Genomic DNA, 15,345 nt, shown 5'->3' on the forward strand with positions numbered 1-15,345 from the left:
ATCATGCCCATCAGCACCCCCGCCCGGCTTCTGGCCTCCGTCGCCACCATCGCCCTTGTCGCGGCCTCCGGCCCCGGCCTCGCTCAGACGGCCGTCGGCACCGCAGCCGCGGTCAACCCCCGCTCCACCGGCAGCGGCGGCTCGGGCGCCCGCACGCTGGAGCTCGGCTCCAGCATCATCCACCGCGAGCGCATCGAGACGAGCAGCTCCGGCAGCGTGCAGGTCGTGTTCGTCGACAAGACCTCGCTCAACATCGGCCCCAACTCGAACCTGCTGATCGACGAGTTCGTCTACGATCCCAACACCAAGGCGGGATCCATGGCGCTCACCCTCGGCAAGGGCGCGGTGCGCTTCATCGGCGGCAATGCCAGCCACACCGGCGGTGCCGAGGTGAAGACGCCGGTGGCCACCATCGGCATCCGCGGCGGCGTCGCGACCGTCATCCACCGCAATGGCGAGACCCAGGCCATCCTGCAGTTCGGCACCCTCACGGTGACGGGCCCCGGCGGGGAGACCGTGGTGGTGCGCCGGCCGGGCTTCATGGTCACGGTGGGGCGCGCCGGCATCGCCGGTCCCAGCCGGGTTCCCGCGGGCCAGATGGATGCGCTCATCGCCGAGACCCGCAGCCGGCCCGGCCAGACCGGCGGCCGCCGCGAGCCGACGCCCGATGTGTCCGGCCTCGACAAGGGGGCCAGCCACCCCTGCGGCGTGCCGGTGCAGGGCCAGACCACCATGGACCTCGCGGCCGCCACCTGCCGCTATGTGAATACGCAGATGCAGGGCGAGGCGGACTCCATCGCCCAGCAGGCCGCGCAGCAGAACCAGGGCAATGTCGTCATCCCTGTCACCCCGCCGCCCTATGGCTACGGCGGCGGTCCTGGCGGCTATCCCGGTGGCGGCGGCGGCTTTCCCGGCTTCCCCGGCGGCTTCCCGACCTTCCCCGGCTTTCCCGGCGGTGGTGGCGGGGGCGGGGGTGGTGGCGGCGGTCCCATCGGCTACTGATGCCGCTTGATGCCCCAGCTGGCCTCCGCCGGGGTTGAGGGCGTCCCAGCGCCTTCGGGCGGCGAAATCGCTAGAGCAGGTCGAGGCAGCGCCCCGTCAGCATGTCGAGCGGGTTGGCCTCGTCCAGCATAGCGCGGTGCATGCGCCCCGCCGCGGCAGCGATCAGCAGTGCATCGTCGTCCTCCAGCCAGGCACGGACCGCATCCACATCGGCCCGCGCCTTGGGATCGAACAGCGGTACGTTGCGGCTGAGGCCGGCGGCGGCGAGTGCCTCGCCGTTGAGATAATGCTCAACATGCACCGACAGGGTGAATTGCGGCACCCCGGCCGCAAGGGCGTCGGCCGCGACGCCGGCGCTGCCCTGGTGCAGCAGCAGGCGGCTGCGGGCGAGGGCATCGGCCATGGGAACCGCGCGCCGATGCACACGCGCGCCGGCGCCCGTCAGGGCTGAGAGCCAGTCGGCCTCGACGCCAGGCACATGAATCTCCAGCCGGTCGGCGAGGGCCATGAGCACCGCCGCCACGTCCGGCCGCGCCGCCACGTCGGCATGAAGATAGGCGAAGATGGAGCGCGCGCCGTCCTCCCTCTCCCGCATGACGCCCTCCATCACCGGCCCTTCCGCCTCGCCGGCGCGCAGGTCGGCATAGGGGTCGATCAGCGGGAAGGAGCGCACGAAGGCGTCGTCGCCGCCGAACAGGCCACCGATGCGGTCGATGGAGGCGAGCCCCTCGGCGTCCACGGCGTCGTTGACGCTTGCGAGCACCTCCGCATCGGTGTGGGCGGGCGGGTGGAAGTGGTGGAACAGCGGCATCGCCTCGAGATCGGCTGGCGGCAGGCAGTAAGCGGTGCTCGCCTGCATGACCCTCGCGCGGCCCCGGGCGGCCAGACCTGCGAGGGGCGCGTAGTCGCAGACTACGAGGTCGGGGCGCTCCGCATCGAAAAGCTCGCGCCATGCCCGCAGCACGGCGCGCACGCTGGCGCTGTCGCGCAGGCCGACGCGGGCCAGCGAATCCGTCAGCGTCGCCGAGGCGGGGACGACGTCGCCCGGCCGCGGCGCCGGAGCGGGCCAAGATGGCGCCTGCAGCGTGCGGATTCCGGCCTCGGTGAGCGGGCCGGCATTCTGCAGGTAGCGCACGGCGGCGACCACCTCGGCGCCGGCCGCCATGAGCCGCTGGCCGAGGCGCGCGAGCTGGATGGTGTGGCCGAAGCCCGCGCCCTGTTCCCAGGCCAGAAGCACCCGCTTCGTCCGCATCCCGCCTCCCCATCGCAGCCCCCTGTGGCCGGATTGGCCGAGGCGGCGGCCCTTGTCCAGCGGGGAAGGCGGCAAAGGCGGCATTGCTCACATCATGGGCATGATGCCATTGTGCGGGCAGCGCACCTGCCTGTGCCGAAGGCCGCGACCTTCCCCAAGGTGTCGTTGTCGGTTCGGGCGCGGTACTGGCATGGCGGTTGCAGCCGCCGGAGCGATAAGACCCGCTGCCGGCAAGACCGGGAGGAGCCCTCGATGACGTTTCTGCGTGGAGTTCTCGCTGTCGCTTTCGCTGCCCTCGTGGCGGCGCCCGCCGTGGCTGAAACCGATGTGAAGTTCGCGCTCGACTGGAAGTTCGAGGGGCCGTCCGCACCGTATTTCGTGGCGTTGGACAAGGGCTACTACAAGGCCGAGGGCCTCAACGTCACCATCGACAGCGGCCCCGGATCGGTGGCGGGCATCGCCCGCGTAGCGGCTGGCACCTATCCCATCGGCTTCTTCGACATCAACTCGTTGATGAAGTTCCGTGACCAGAACCCGGACAAGAAGGTCGTTGCCGTCCAGATGGTCTATGACGAGCCGCCCTTCTCCATCGTGACCCTGAAGAAGACCGGCATCACCAAGCCGAAGGACCTCGAAGGCAAGATCCTCGGCGCGCCCGCGCCCGACGGCGCCTTTGCCCAGTGGAAGGCCTTCGTGAAGGAGAACGGCATCGACGCCGACAAGGTGAAGATCGAGAACGTGGGCTTCCCGGTGCGTGAGCCCATGCTGGCCGACGGCAAGGTGGACGCCATCACCGGCTTCTCCTTCTCCTCCTTCTTCAACCTGCGCCAGAAGGGGGTGCCGGCGGACGACATCGTGGTGATGCTCATGTCCAAGTACGGCCTCGTGCTTTACGGCAACGCCATCATGGTGAACCCCGACTTCGCCAAGGCCCATCCCGACGTGGTGAAGGGCTTTGTGAAAGCCACCATCAAGGGCATCATCGACACCGCCAAGGACCCGAAGAGCGCCATCAAGTCGGTGATGAAGCGCAACGAGACCGCCGACGAGGCCATCGAGCTCGCCCGCCTCGAAATGGCGCTGAAGGACAACATCGTCACCGCCTGGGTGAAGGCGAACGGCGTCGGCGACGTCGACCCGGCGCGGCTCGCCAAGTCCATTGACCAGGTGGCCATCACCTACGATTTCAAGGCGAAGCCCACGGCGGCCGACATCTTCACCAGCGAATATCTGCCGCCGGCGAGCGAACGGAAGATGTGAGGCCATTGCGTACCCCGGACGCATGCAGCATCAGCGGAATGCGAGCCGGGGTTCAGCGCAACGGACCGCCGAAGGCGGCCGGACCGGAGGCCACCGGAGCTATCTCGGGGCGTTGACCTCTCTTCTCCTTGATCCCCGGACCGGCGCGCCGCCTGCGGTGGCGCTTGTCCGGGGAGCGGCCGATGCCGAACCGAAAGGCCCCCTCGTGATCGTCCTCGACAACGTGACCCTCACCTATCCCGGCCGCACCGGCCCGGTGACGGCGTTGGCCGGCACCACGCTCCATGTGCGCAGGGGCGAGTTCGCGGCGGTGGTGGGGCCTTCGGGCTGCGGCAAGTCCACGCTGATGAAGCTGGTGACGGGCCTCATCCGCCCCACCTCAGGCACCGTCGCGGTGGACGGCAAGCCGGTGACCGGCCCGGTGAAGATGGCGGGGATGGCCTTTCAGAACGCGAACCTCCTGCCGTGGCGCACCGTGCTCGCCAATGTGATGCTGCCGCTGGAGATCGTCCCGCCCTATCGTGGGCGCTTTTCCCGCGACAAGGCGGCGTTCCAGGACAAGGCCATGGCGCTGCTCAACGTGGTCGGCCTGTCCGCCTTCGCCGACCGTTTCCCGTGGGAGATGTCCGGCGGCATGCAGCAGCGCGCCTCCCTGTGCCGCGCGCTCATCCATGAGCCGGCCCTGCTCATGCTGGACGAGCCCTTCGCGGCGCTGGACGCCTTCACCCGCGAGGAATTGTGGTGCGTGCTGCGCGACCTGTGGCAGAAGCTCGGCTTCACCGTCATCCTGGTGACCCATGACCTGCGCGAAGCCGGCTTCCTCGCCGACACCATCCATGTGATGAGCGCGCGGCCGGGCCGCATCGTCGAGACCCGCACGGTGGACTTCCCGCGGCCGCGGGATCTGGACGTCTGCTACACGCCGGACTTCACCCAGCTGGTGCACGAATTGCGCAGCAAGATCGCCGAAGTGCGGCAGGCGGCGTGACATGAAATACTCGCTAGAAGAATTCGCCCCGGTCTATTTCACCGTCGGCCTCTTCGTCATCTGGGAGGCCGCCTGCCGCCTGTTCAATATCGACACCTTCATCCTGCCCGCGCCCACCGAGATTTTCGCCGCCATGGTGAAATACTGGTGGCCGCTGTTGAAGAACTCCTTCGTCACGCTGTGGACCACGCTGGCGGGCTTTGCCATCGCCGTGGTGTTCGGCATCGCGCTGGGCGTGGTGGTGGGATGGTCGCGCACCATCTATCGCGGGCTCTATCCGGTGATGATCGGCTTCAATTCGGTGCCGAAGGTGGCGGTGGTGCCCATCCTCATCATGTGGTTCGGCATCGGCGAGATTCCGGCCATCCTCACCGCTTTCCTCATCTCCTTCTTTCCCATCGTGGTGAATGTGGCCACCGGCCTCGCCACCACCGAGCCGGAGCTGGAGGACGTGCTGCGCGCCCTCGGGGCGTCCAAGCTCGACATCATGCGCAAGGTGGGCATCCCGCGCACCGGGCCGTATCTCTTCGGCGCGTTGAAGGTGGGCATCACCCTCGCCTTCGTGGGGGCGGTGGTGTCCGAGACCATCGGCGCCAACGCGGGCGTTGGTCACCTCATGGTGCAGGCGGGGTCGAACTTCCAGATGCCGCTGGTGTTCGCTGGCCTGCTCGCGCTCGCCATCGAGGGCATCCTCATGTACGCCATCTTTGCCGCTTTTGAGCGCCGCATGGTGGCCTGGGCCTTCCGCTCGTCCCAGAGCGCGGGAGGCTGACGGCATGGCCGTCGCCTTCGTGCTGAACGGCGAGACGATCGAGGAGGCGCAGGCCGCCCCCTCCATGACGGTGCTGGATTTCCTGCGCACCCGCCGCCATCTCACCGGCACCAAGGAAGGCTGCGCCGAGGGCGATTGCGGCGCCTGCACCATCGCCATTGGCCGGGATGTGGATGGCACGGTGCGCTGGCAGGCGGCCAATTCCTGCATCCTTCTCCTCTCCCAGATCGACGGCGCACGGGTGCGGACGGTGGAGGGGCTGGAGGAGGGCGGCGCGCTCGATCCGGCCCAGCTGCTGCTGGCCGAGAGTGACGGCACCCAGTGCGGCTTCTGTACCCCCGGCTTTGTCATGTCTTTGCACGTGCTCCACCAGGCGCGCGGCAGCACGGCGGTGACTGACAGCGAGATCCACGAAGCGCTCGCCGGCAACCTCTGCCGCTGCACGGGCTATCGGCCGATCGTGGACGCCGCGCGCGCCCTCTGCGCCGCGCCGGTGGTGTCCAAACCTGAGCCGGAGGCTCCGGCAGGCGCATCGCGGCTCATCGCGGGTGGGGAGCAGCATTTCATGCCCGAAACCCTGGGCGAATTGGTTGCCCTGCGCTCGGCCTATCCCGAGGCGATCGTGATCGCCGGGGCGACCGACCTCGGCCTCATTCCCGCCAAGGCTCGGCAGGGCTTCCCGCTTGCCATCGCCACCCGTCGCGTGTCGGAGCTGAAGCGCCTGGCGTGGGAGGGAGACGAACTCGTCATCGGCGCGGCGGTCACGTATGCCGAGGGGCTGGAAAGCGTGGAGGCGGCGTTCCCCGCCTTCGGTGCCCTCATCCGCCGCATCGGCTCGCGGCAGATCAGGGCCATGGGCACCTTCGGCGGCAATCTCGGCACCGCTTCGCCGGTGGGCGACACGCTGCCCGTCTTCATCGCCCTTGACGCCCAGGTGGAGCTCGTCGGCCCGGCGGGCACGCGGCGCATGGCGGTGGAGGACTTCCTCACCGGCTATCGCACCACCGCCCTTGCGGCGGACGAAGTGATCGCCGCCGTGCGCCTGAAGCGCCTTGCGGCGGGCGAACGTCTCTTCGCCTGGAAGCTCTCGAAGCGCTTCGACCAGGACATCTCGACCCTGCTCGCGGCTTTCCGCCTGAAGCTCGAGGGGGCTCGGCTCGCGACCTTCGCCGCCGCCTTCGGCGGCATGGCCGAGCGGGCCAAGCGCGCGCCCGCGCTTGAGGCGGCACTGGTGGGCACGACCTGGGGCGAGGCGCCGCCTGAAGGGATCGAAGCGGCCATCGCCGCCGACTTCAGCCCGCGCTCGGACCTTCGCGCCAGCGCCGACTATCGCCGCGCCGCCGCCGCCAATCTCGTGCGGCGGCTCCATCTCGCGGTCACGCGGCCGGACCTGCCGCTGGAACTGGAGGCGTTATGACCCGCGCCGTCCATGTGCCTGCCCGCCACGACAGCGCCACCGCCCACGTCAGCGGCCGCGCCATCTATCTCGACGACATGCCCGAGCCGCCCGGCCTGTTGCATGCCGCTCTGGTGCTGTCCCCCCATCCCCACGCCCGCATTCTTGCGGTGGACGTCTCCGAGGCCCTGGCCCTCGGAAGCGTGGTGGCGGTGAGCGCGGCGGACGTTCCGGGCGTCAACGACATCGCTCCCATAAGGCCCGGCGAGCCGGCGCTGGCCGAGGGTGTCGCGGAATATGTCGGCCATCCCGTGGCGGCGGTCGCGGCCCCCACACTCGATCTCGCCCGCCGCGCCGCGGCGCTGGTGAAGGTGGACTATGAGCCGCTGCCGGCCCTGCTCGATCTCGACACGGCCTTCGCCACCGGCGCGCGGGTGGCGCCGGACCAGATCATCGGCCGCGGCGACGTGGAGGCGGCCCTTGCAGGGGCGCTGCATCGCATCAGCGGCGAGGTGCGCTGCGGCGGGCAGGACCATTTCTATCTGGAGGGCCAGATCGCCATCGCCGTGCCGGGGGAGGATCGCGACATGCTGGTCTATTCCTCCACCCAGCACCCAACCGAGGCGCAGCACGGCGTCGCCCATGTGCTGGGCCTGCCGTTCGCGGCGGTGACGGTAGAGGTACGGCGCATGGGCGGCGCGTTCGGCGGCAAGGAGAGCCAGGCCACCATCTTCGCCGCCATCGCTGCGCTTCTCGCCCACAAGGCGCGAAAGCCGGTGAAACTGCGCCTGCCGCGCGAGGCGGACATGGAGGCCTCCGGCAAACGGCACCCGTTCCGCATCCGCTACGACGTGGGGGTTGACGGTGACGGACGCATCGCCGGGCTGGACCTGGAACTGGCGGCCGATTGCGGCAATGTGGCGGACCTGTCGCCGGCGGTGGTCTCCCGCGCGCTCTGCCATGCGGACAATTGCTATTTCATCCCGGCGGCGCGGTTCCGCGGCGTGCCGGTGAAGACCAACACCGTCTCCAACACCGCCTTCCGTGGCTTCGGCGCCCCGCAGGGCATGTTCGCCATCGAGGCGGTGATGGAGGCCATCGCCCGCCGCCTCGGCCGGCCCATCGAGGCGGTGCGGGCGGCGAATTTCTATGGCGATGCCCCGCGCAACGTGACGCCCTACGGCCAGGAGGTGGAGGACAACATCATCGCCGAGGCCGTCGCGCATCTCGACGCGGTAGCTGACCTTGCGGCCTGGCGCGGCGCGGTGGACCGGTTCAATGCGGCAAGCCCGGTGATCCGCAAGGGCCTTGCCACCATGCCCATCAAGTTCGGCGTCTCGTTCAACCTGACGGCGCTGAACCAGGCCGGCGCGCTGGTGCATGTCTATACGGACGGCTCGGTTCATCTGAACCACGGCGGCACCGAGATGGGGCAGGGGCTGTTCGTGAAGGTGGCGCAGGTGGTGGCGGACGCCTTCGGCATCCCCCTCGATCATGTGCGCGTTTCAGCCACCAGCACGGGTAAGGTGCCCAACACCTCGCCCACCGCAGCCTCCTCCGGTTCCGACCTCAACGGCATGGCGGCGCTGGTCGCGGCGCGGGAGATCCGCGGCCGGATGGCCGGCGTTGCCGCCGCGGAGTTCGGCGTGGCGGTGGAGGATGTGACGTTCGCCGACGGCAGGGTGTCGGCGGGCAACCGCAGCCTGGGCTTCGGCGAGGTGGCGAAGCGCGCGTGGCAGCAGCGGGTGCAGCTCTCGGCGGCGGGGTTCTACAAGACGCCGAAGATCCATTTCGACCTCGCCACCGGGCAGGGCCGCCCCTTCTATTATTACACCTACGGCGCGGCGGCGGCGGAGGTGGCGGTGGACACGCTGACCGGCGCGGTTCGCGTGCTCCGGGCAGAAATCGTTCAGGATTGCGGGCGTTCGCTGAATCCCGCCATCGACCTCGGGCAGGTGGAAGGGGCCTTCGTGCAGGGGCTCGGCTGGCTCACCTGCGAGGAACTGGCATGGGATCCGTCCGGTCGCCTCGCCACCCGCGGACCGTCCACCTACAAGATCCCCGGCTCGCGCGACGTGCCGCCTGACTTCAGGGTCCATCTGCTCGACCGGCCGAATCGGGAGGAGACGGTGCTGCGCTCCAAGGCGGTGGGTGAACCGCCGCTGATGCTCGCCATCTCGGCATGGCTGGCCATTCGAGACGCCATCGCCGGCCTGCCGGGGGAGGGGCCTGTCGTGCTCGACGCGCCCGCGACGCCAGAGCGGGTGCTCGCCGCCATCGCGGCACGGCGCGCGGCGATCTGAGACGCCGCTGACGCTGGGGCGGGCGCAATTCCCGTTGCCACCGGCGGTCCGCGTCGGATATGTCCCCATGGCCTGCGCGGGCGAAGACCCATGCGGCGCATGGGCAGGGCGGCGAATTCAAAGGACGAGGCAGATGGCGCTTTCCGATCTTCTCCCCACCCTGCGGATCGCCGTGCTGCCTGCGGCGGCGCTCGCGGGCCTCGCCGTGGTCACTCCCGCTGCGGCCCAGACCGCCAAGGCCCCTTCCGAGACGCGGTCCACTCATGACGATTGGGCGGTGCGCTGCGCCGGCGCGGACGCCAAGCGCGAGTGCGAGGCGGTGCAGACCCTTCAGACCGCCGACCTCAAGGGCATCCTCGCCCATGTGGCGGTGCGGGCGGAGAAGTCCGGCCCCATCCGCCTTATCGTGCTGACCCCGCCCGGGGTGTGGCTGCCCTCTAACGTCACCCTGAAGGTGTCCGGCGTCGCCGATGTGGTGCTGACCTTCAAGCGGTGCGGCCAGCATTGCGTGGCCTCCACCGAGCTCACCGATCCGCAGGTCACGGCACTGAAGGCCAGCGCCGGCAAGGGCGAGCTGGTGTTCGAGAACGGCTCGCGCCAGCCCATCATCCTGCCCGTGTCGTTCAAGGGCCTCGGCGCCGCCCTGGAAGCCAGCCTGAAGGGCTGAGCGCCCGCATTCGGGATCGCTCCGCGGGTTTTGGCGCGGTGAGCTCAGTTGGCCGGGGCGGTGCGCTGCGCCGGGACGCCGGCCCCGTCTAGCGCCCGCTCCAGCGTCGCGCCGCCCGCGCGGCCCTTGACCGCCTCCAGCAGCGGAAGCGCGGCGCCCGAGCGTTCGATGAGGCTCAGCGGATCCGCCATGATGACCGGCGCGTCCCAGGCCCCGCGCACGCTGAACGGCAGCTCGATCCCGCCTGTCTTCTCGGCGCTGGCGCCGGCACGGGCGGGCGTCGCGGCCAGCGCCGCGCGGCCCGCGAGGTCCAGGGTGCGGTCGGCGATGGAGACGGTCCCGGTCATGTCGAGCTGGGCCTGGGCGCCGTGCAGCGCCAGTTCTTCCACTGTGCCGACGCCGTCGCTGATGGCGAGGCGGCCGCTGAGACCGGCGAAGGCGGTGCGCCCGCCACGCAGCTCGCTGTTGGCCGAGAGGGGCCGCCGCTCGATCCGCTGGAGCATCTGCGCCACGTCGAAACCGGCGAGATGGCCGTTGTCTGCTGAAACGGCGGCGCTGCCGGTGAGGCTGCGGGCAATGTCGAGCACGCTGCGACCCTTGCCGGCCACATCCAGCTGAAGCGTGCCGACGCCCTCGATGCGCCGGAAGGCGGCGATCTCGTCCAGCGCGCGGGCGAGGTCCACGTCGGTGGCCTCCGCCTCCAGCCGCACCTCCGCGCCGGTGGGCCGGCCGGGGGAGGCGTCCGCATCCGGAGCGCCGGGGGCCAGGGTGAGCGAGGCGCGCAAGGCGCCGCCCCAGCCGCGCGCATCGCCAAGCGCCACCACCAGGCGGCGGTCCGCAAGCACGGCACTGGCCGCCATGGAGTCGAGCGTAGTGTCGCCGGCCTGCAGCCGCGCCGCGGAGAAGCGCAGGTCGAGGTCGCAGGTGTCCAGCAGGGACAAATCGATGGACTGGCGGTCCCACGCCTTGCCGTCGGCCGTGGTGAGGCGCAGCGCGCCGTATGGGGTCAGGTCCATGTGGTCGGCGGCGAAGGTGCCCTGCACCAGCGGCCGGGCGCCGCCGAGCTTGAGCAGCAATCCCCCGTCGCCGCGATTGCCATCGAGCTCGATGTCGGCTTCCGTCAGCGCTGCCTCGCCCTTCTGGAGCGACAGCTCGCCGGTGAGGGAGAAGGAACCGAACCCGCCGCGGGTGGGCGCTTCATAACCGGCCCAGTCCAAGAGGTCGCGCAGGGAATCGGCCTGGGCCGTGGTCGTGCCCTTCATCATGGGGGCGTCGCCCAGAGCGGCCTGGCCCTGGAACCGCACCTTGGCGCCTTCCGTCGACACCACGAGGCGTGTCGTTGCCGGGGTGCCGGCCATCAGCGCGCCGGCGTCGTCGACGAACAGGGTGGCCGTGATGCGCACGTCGCGCCAGTCGAGGGCGGCGGCGATGGCGATGCCTTGGCCGTCCATGATCTTGTCGAGGCTGGCGTTGACGCCGCTGATGAGCTCGCGCGTCAGACCGCTCTCGGAACGCCATGCGATGGTGCCGTCGACGATGCGCAGCTCGGGGCGATCCGCCGCGGCAAAGATGGGCGCCACGGCCAGCGCCGGGGCCACGCCCTCGCCGGTGAGCACCAGAGTGGGGCGCTCGACGATCACGTCGGACACGTCCACCGTGCCGGTCAGAAGGTGCAGGAGGCTGAGCCGGGTGACGACGTTCTCGGCGTCGAGGGACTGCCCATCAGGAAGCGGGAAGCTGACCTTGCCAAGCATGACGCGCGGGGAGGGCAGGAGGCGGATGCTGGGCTCGCCGACAATCACCACCTTCTGGCCGGTGGAACCGGCGAGCGCCTGGGCCGCCACGCGACGCAGCTCCGAGGCCGGCACCAGAAGCGGCAGAACCGCCATGGCAACGAGCAGGAGCGCCACCCCGGCGCCGAGCGCCGTCGCGGCAATGAGCCCGGCCCGGCGGGCGTTCTGGCCGAAACGCAATATCAAGATACAGATGGCTCCGATGGGGAGGCCCGCGCCGCGCGCGAAGGTCTCGGCCGCGTCGATACGTGGCGGCACCTTCAGCGGGTTCTGTGTCGCTTTGATGGCCTCGGCCAGGCCGTCCGGAGGGCCCTCAGCGGCCTGACGAAGACGAGCCGCGGATGGTGTCCGAAGAGGAGCGCAAGGCGGAGGCGGACATGCGCGCCAGCAGGATGACCGGGCCCAATCCCACCAGCAGAATCACCAGCGCGGCGAGGGCGCCGTCCTCATAGGTGCCGCGGGCAGCCTCGCCATAGACGTGGGTGGCGAGGGTTTCGAGGCCGAGGGGCCGCAGAAGTAGCGTAGCCGGCAGCTCCTTCATCGAATCGACGAAGACCAGCAAGGCGGCGGTGGCCAGCGCCGGCCGCAGCAGCGGCAGATGGATCCGCCGCACCGTGCGCGGCTGCGACGAGCCGAGGCTGCGCGCCGCCATGTCGAGATGCGGGGAGAGCTTGGCGAATCCCGCCTCGATGCCGCCGATGGGAATGGCGAGAAAGCGGATGGCGAGCGCCGCCACCAGCGCGGCGCCGGACCCGGACAGCAGCAGGCCGGTGGAGATGCCGAGCATCTCGCGCGCCGCCGCATCCAGCATGTTGTCGAAGCCGGCAAGGGGGCTCAGCAGGCCCACCGCCAGCACGGTGCCCGGTACCGCATAGCCGAGGCTGGCGAGGCGCGCGAAACCCGATGCGAGGGAGGCCGAGGTGAGGCGCTGGGCCAGCGTGACCACCAGCCCGAAGCCGAGGGCGACGACGGTCGCGACCGCTGCGATGGTGGCGGTGGTCGCAGCCTCTCCCACCACCCGCTCGGGAAACCCCACTTCCGCGATCCGCCGCGCGGCGGAGACGGCCAGATGGACGAACGGCACGAGGAAGCCGACGGTGACCGGCACCGCGCAGAAGGCAGTTGCCGCAAGGCCCGCCACGCCGGTCAGGCGCTTGGGCGCCTGGGGCCGCGCCGAGCCCGACGCCACGAACCGCCGGGAGCGGCGTGCCGCCCGTTCGGCGAGGATCAGCATCAGCACGATGGCGAGCATCACCAGAGCGATCTGGGCCGCCCCCGGCAGGTTCGATCGATTGACCCAGGTGGAATAGATGGAGACGGTGAGGGTCCGCACGCCGAGAAACTCGGAGGCGCCGATGTCGCCGAGGGTTTCCAGCAGCACCAGCGTGAGGCCGGCGACGATGGCGGGGCGGGCGAGGGGCAGGCCGATGCGGAAGAAGGCCCGCCAGCGGCTGGCGCCCAGCGTGCGTGCCACCTCCAGCGCCGCCGCGGACTGGAGCACGAAGCTCGCCCGCGCGGACAGGTAGACATAGGGATAGAGGACCGCCGCCAGCACCAGGATGCAGCCGCCGGTGGAACGTACGTCCGGCAGGCGGAAGTCACGCGGGCTGGCGATGCCGAGCAGCGCCCGCAGCGCTTCCTGCACCGGCCCGAGGGGGTGCAGCACCTCCAGATAAGAGAAGGCGACAATATAGCCCGGCACGGCAAGCGGCAGCAGCAGCGCCCACTCGAGCAGCGCGCGGCCGGGAAAGCTGCAGGTGGCGACGAGCCAGGCGCAGGGCACCGCCACCGCAAGCGTCACCAGCCCTACGCCGAGCACCAAGAGGCCGGTCTGCGTGAGCGCGGCTGGCAGGACGGTGGCGATGAGGTGGGGCCACATGTCGCCCGACCCCTCTGCCGCGATGGCGGCGAGGGCGATCAGCGGCAGCAGCACGAAGAGCGCGACAAGACCGGCCGCCGCGAGCAGCAGCGAAGGACGCCCCGGGACGGCGAGGCGCGCCCGCAGGGGCTCCGGTGTCAGCAGCGCGTCAGCCACGTTGGCCCGGCCTTCAATTGTCGAAGCCGACCTTGTCGATGAGCTCGCTCGCCAGCTTGCGGTTCTTGGCGATCTCCACCAGCGGAATCGGATCGACCTTCAGCGGGCCGAGCTCGGCGATGATGGGATCGACCACCGCCGCGGAGATCACCGGATACTCCATGTTCTGCTTGGCGTAGATCGCCTGCATCTCCGGGGAGACGGCGAACTCCAGCAGCTTGATGGCGGCGTCCTTGTGCGGGGCGTTCTTCGCCACCGCCGCGCCGGACACGTTCACATGGGTGCCGCCGCCCTGGAAGGTGGGGAGCAGCACGCCGATGCCGTCGCCCCACTTCTTCTGGTCGGCGCCGCCCTTGCCGGAGCGCATGAGGCCCACATAGTAGGAATTGCCCACCGCGAGGTCGCAGATGCCGCCGAGGATGTCGCGCGCGCCTTCGCGGTCGCCGCCGGCCGGCTTGCGGGCGAGGTTGGCCTTCACCCCCCGCAACCACGCCTCGGTCTTCTCGGCGCCGTGATGCACGATGGCGGCAGCGACGAGGCCTACATTGTAGGGGTGCTGGCCCGAGCGGATGCACACCTTGCCCTTCCACTTCGGATCGGCGAGGTCCTCGTAGGTGATGGCGGACAGCTTGACCACGTCCTTGGCGGTATAGACCAGCCGGGCCCGCAGTGAGAGGGCAAACCAGTTGCCGTTGGGATCGCGCAGGTTCGCGGGGATGGCCGACAAAGCGGGGGTCGAGACCGGCTGGGTCACACCCGCCTCCACCACGTCGAGCAGGTTGCCCACATCCACCGTCATCAGCACGTCGGCGGGGGAGCTGGCGCCCTCGGCCTTCACCCGCTCGGCGAGGCCGTCCTTGATGAACACGCTCTTCACCTCGATGCCGGTCGCCTTGGTAAAGGCCTCGAACAGCGGCGCGGCGAGGCCCGGCTCGCGGGTGGTATAGACGTTGACCACTTCCTGGGCGCTGGCGCCCTGTGCCGCAAGAAGCAAGGCGCCGCCGGCGAGAACGCGGCGAAGGGTGCGGAACTGCGGCATGGAAACCCTCGAATGTTACGGCGGCCCGAAGCGGCCGAAAGAACTCGTGGAGCTTGGCTAGCCTCTAGCTTTGCCTAACGTCAATGAAGAAGCAGGTGAAGTGAAAGACATTGGAAGTTGTCTAAATCAAATCTGCATTGAACAATTCTAAGCTGGCCCGCTTTCGCTTCAATGCAGCACCTTTCGGAACGGAACTTGCTCATCGCGCGTGGTGACGGGACTTTGCTGTGCGCGCGTGCAGCCCAAAAACGCAAAAAGCCCGGCCAGAGCCGGGCTTTTCGAATGCGGGTGGGACCGGTCGGCTAAGCGATCAGTCTTCCAGCTCGCCGATGTGGTGTTGGGCGTAGAGCTGCAGACCGAGCTTCGACACCAGGTCGAGCTGAGTCTCGAGGAAGTCGATGTGGCCTTCCTCGTCGCCCATCAGTTCCTCGAACAGGTCGCGGCTCGGATAGTCCTTCACCGAGTGGCAGTAGGTGGCGGCCTCCTGATAGAGGGCGCGGGCGTCGAGCTCGGCGGCCAGATCGGCGTCGAGGATTTCCTTCACATCCTGGCCGATCCGCAGCGGATCGAGCACCTGCATGTTGGGGAAGCCATCAAGGAATAGGATGCGATCGGTGAACTTGTCCGCGTGCACCATCTCCTCGATGGACTCGGCGCGCCACTTCTTGGCGAGCGCCTTGTAGCCCCAGTTGTCGAGCATGCGGTAGTGCAGCCAGTACTGGTTGATGGCGGTGAGCTCCGAGCGCAGGCCACGATTGAGGTATTCGATGACCTTCGGGTCGCCCTTCATTTTCAGCTCCTGTGCCTTTGGCAATGGCAGTTTGAAGTCACAGTTAGA

Annotated in this window: 12 protein-coding genes; 7 read left to right on the forward strand and 5 right to left on the reverse strand. The window is 69.5% G+C overall.

All coding sequences use genetic code 11. The features are described 5' to 3' along the window. Window positions 1-3 precede the first annotated feature (3 nt). On the forward strand, window positions 4-1,002 hold the full coding sequence (locus ABLE93_RS20035; RefSeq protein WP_348841597.1) for a FecR family protein: 999 nt from the start codon (window positions 4-6) through the stop codon (window positions 1,000-1,002). 70 nt (window positions 1,003-1,072) lie between these two features. On the opposite strand, the gene ABLE93_RS20040 is transcribed toward ABLE93_RS20035, so the two are convergent. Next, window positions 1,073-2,254: a nucleotide disphospho-sugar-binding domain-containing protein gene (locus tag ABLE93_RS20040; RefSeq protein ID WP_348841598.1), complete on the reverse strand. Its 1,182-nt coding sequence runs from the start codon at window positions 2,252-2,254 to the stop codon at window positions 1,073-1,075. Between the two features lie 252 nt (window positions 2,255-2,506). Between ABLE93_RS20040 and ABLE93_RS20045 the strand changes: the two genes are divergently transcribed. The 6 genes from ABLE93_RS20045 (at window position 2,507) to ABLE93_RS20070 (ending at window position 9,640) form a co-directional block, all read left to right on the forward strand. Further along, entirely contained in the window at window positions 2,507-3,514 is a 1,008-nt protein-coding gene (locus ABLE93_RS20045; protein ID WP_348841599.1) for an ABC transporter substrate-binding protein, read from the forward strand. A 205-nt stretch (window positions 3,515-3,719) separates the two neighbouring features. Continuing rightward, window positions 3,720-4,502: an ABC transporter ATP-binding protein gene (locus ABLE93_RS20050; protein ID WP_348841659.1), complete on the forward strand. Its 783-nt coding sequence runs from the start codon at window positions 3,720-3,722 to the stop codon at window positions 4,500-4,502. A 1-nt stretch (window position 4,503) separates the two neighbouring features. Then, the gene (locus ABLE93_RS20055) at window positions 4,504-5,274 is read left to right on the forward strand and encodes an ABC transporter permease (RefSeq protein WP_348841600.1); all 771 of its coding nucleotides are present in this window, start codon (window positions 4,504-4,506) and stop codon (window positions 5,272-5,274) included. A 4-nt stretch (window positions 5,275-5,278) separates the two neighbouring features. Further along, window positions 5,279-6,691, forward strand: a complete 1,413-nt coding sequence (gene xdhA / locus ABLE93_RS20060; protein ID WP_348841601.1) for a xanthine dehydrogenase small subunit — start codon at window positions 5,279-5,281, stop codon at window positions 6,689-6,691. Beyond that, a complete protein-coding gene (xdhB, locus tag ABLE93_RS20065; RefSeq protein ID WP_348841602.1) occupies window positions 6,688-8,973 on the forward strand; it encodes a xanthine dehydrogenase molybdopterin binding subunit in 2,286 nt (761 codons plus the stop codon). The genes xdhA and xdhB overlap by 4 nt, the downstream gene beginning before the upstream one ends. 133 nt (window positions 8,974-9,106) lie before the next feature. Further along, window positions 9,107-9,640, forward strand: coding sequence for an invasion associated locus B family protein (locus ABLE93_RS20070; RefSeq protein WP_348841603.1), 534 nt, complete (start codon window positions 9,107-9,109; stop codon window positions 9,638-9,640). A gap of 44 nt (window positions 9,641-9,684) precedes the next feature. Here the strand turns inward: ABLE93_RS20070 and ABLE93_RS20075 are convergent, their stop codons facing one another. The 4 genes from ABLE93_RS20075 to bfr all read right to left on the reverse strand — a co-directional run bounded on the left by ABLE93_RS20075 (window position 9,685) and on the right by bfr (window position 15,297). Next, complete coding sequence (locus ABLE93_RS20075) at window positions 9,685-11,619, reverse strand: AsmA family protein (RefSeq protein WP_348841604.1); 1,935 nt, start codon at window positions 11,617-11,619, stop codon at window positions 9,685-9,687. A 127-nt stretch (window positions 11,620-11,746) separates the two neighbouring features. Then, a complete protein-coding gene (locus ABLE93_RS20080) occupies window positions 11,747-13,468 on the reverse strand; it encodes an ABC transporter permease (protein WP_348841605.1) in 1,722 nt (573 codons plus the stop codon). A gap of 13 nt (window positions 13,469-13,481) precedes the next feature. After that, on the reverse strand, window positions 13,482-14,507 hold the full coding sequence (locus ABLE93_RS20085) for an extracellular solute-binding protein (protein WP_348841606.1): 1,026 nt from the start codon (window positions 14,505-14,507) through the stop codon (window positions 13,482-13,484). A gap of 310 nt (window positions 14,508-14,817) precedes the next feature. Next, entirely contained in the window at window positions 14,818-15,297 is a 480-nt protein-coding gene (gene bfr, locus ABLE93_RS20090; RefSeq protein WP_348841607.1) for a bacterioferritin, read from the reverse strand. Window positions 15,298-15,345 lie beyond the last annotated feature (48 nt).

It is taken from the genome of Xanthobacter pollutisoli (assembly GCF_040044995.1).
GTDB lineage: Bacteria > Pseudomonadota > Alphaproteobacteria > Rhizobiales > Xanthobacteraceae > Xanthobacter.

Bases quoted from the DNA above. Each gene is read 5' to 3' on its own strand.
- ABLE93_RS20035 (WP_348841597.1), top strand. From the start codon at position 4: ATGCCCATCAGCACCCCCGCCCGGCTTCTGGCCTCCGTCGCCACCATC.
- ABLE93_RS20040 (WP_348841598.1), bottom strand. From the start codon at position 2,254: ATGCGGACGAAGCGGGTGCTTCTGGCCTGGGAACAGGGCGCGGGCTTC.
- ABLE93_RS20045 (WP_348841599.1), top strand. From the start codon at position 2,507: ATGACGTTTCTGCGTGGAGTTCTCGCTGTCGCTTTCGCTGCCCTCGTG.
- ABLE93_RS20055 (WP_348841600.1), top strand. From the start codon at position 4,504: ATGAAATACTCGCTAGAAGAATTCGCCCCGGTCTATTTCACCGTCGGC.
- xdhA (WP_348841601.1), top strand. From the start codon at position 5,279: ATGGCCGTCGCCTTCGTGCTGAACGGCGAGACGATCGAGGAGGCGCAG.
- xdhB (WP_348841602.1), top strand. From the start codon at position 6,688: ATGACCCGCGCCGTCCATGTGCCTGCCCGCCACGACAGCGCCACCGCC.
- ABLE93_RS20070 (WP_348841603.1), top strand. From the start codon at position 9,107: ATGGCGCTTTCCGATCTTCTCCCCACCCTGCGGATCGCCGTGCTGCCT.
- ABLE93_RS20085 (WP_348841606.1), bottom strand. From the start codon at position 14,507: ATGCCGCAGTTCCGCACCCTTCGCCGCGTTCTCGCCGGCGGCGCCTTG.
- bfr (WP_348841607.1), bottom strand. From the start codon at position 15,297: ATGAAGGGCGACCCGAAGGTCATCGAATACCTCAATCGTGGCCTGCGC.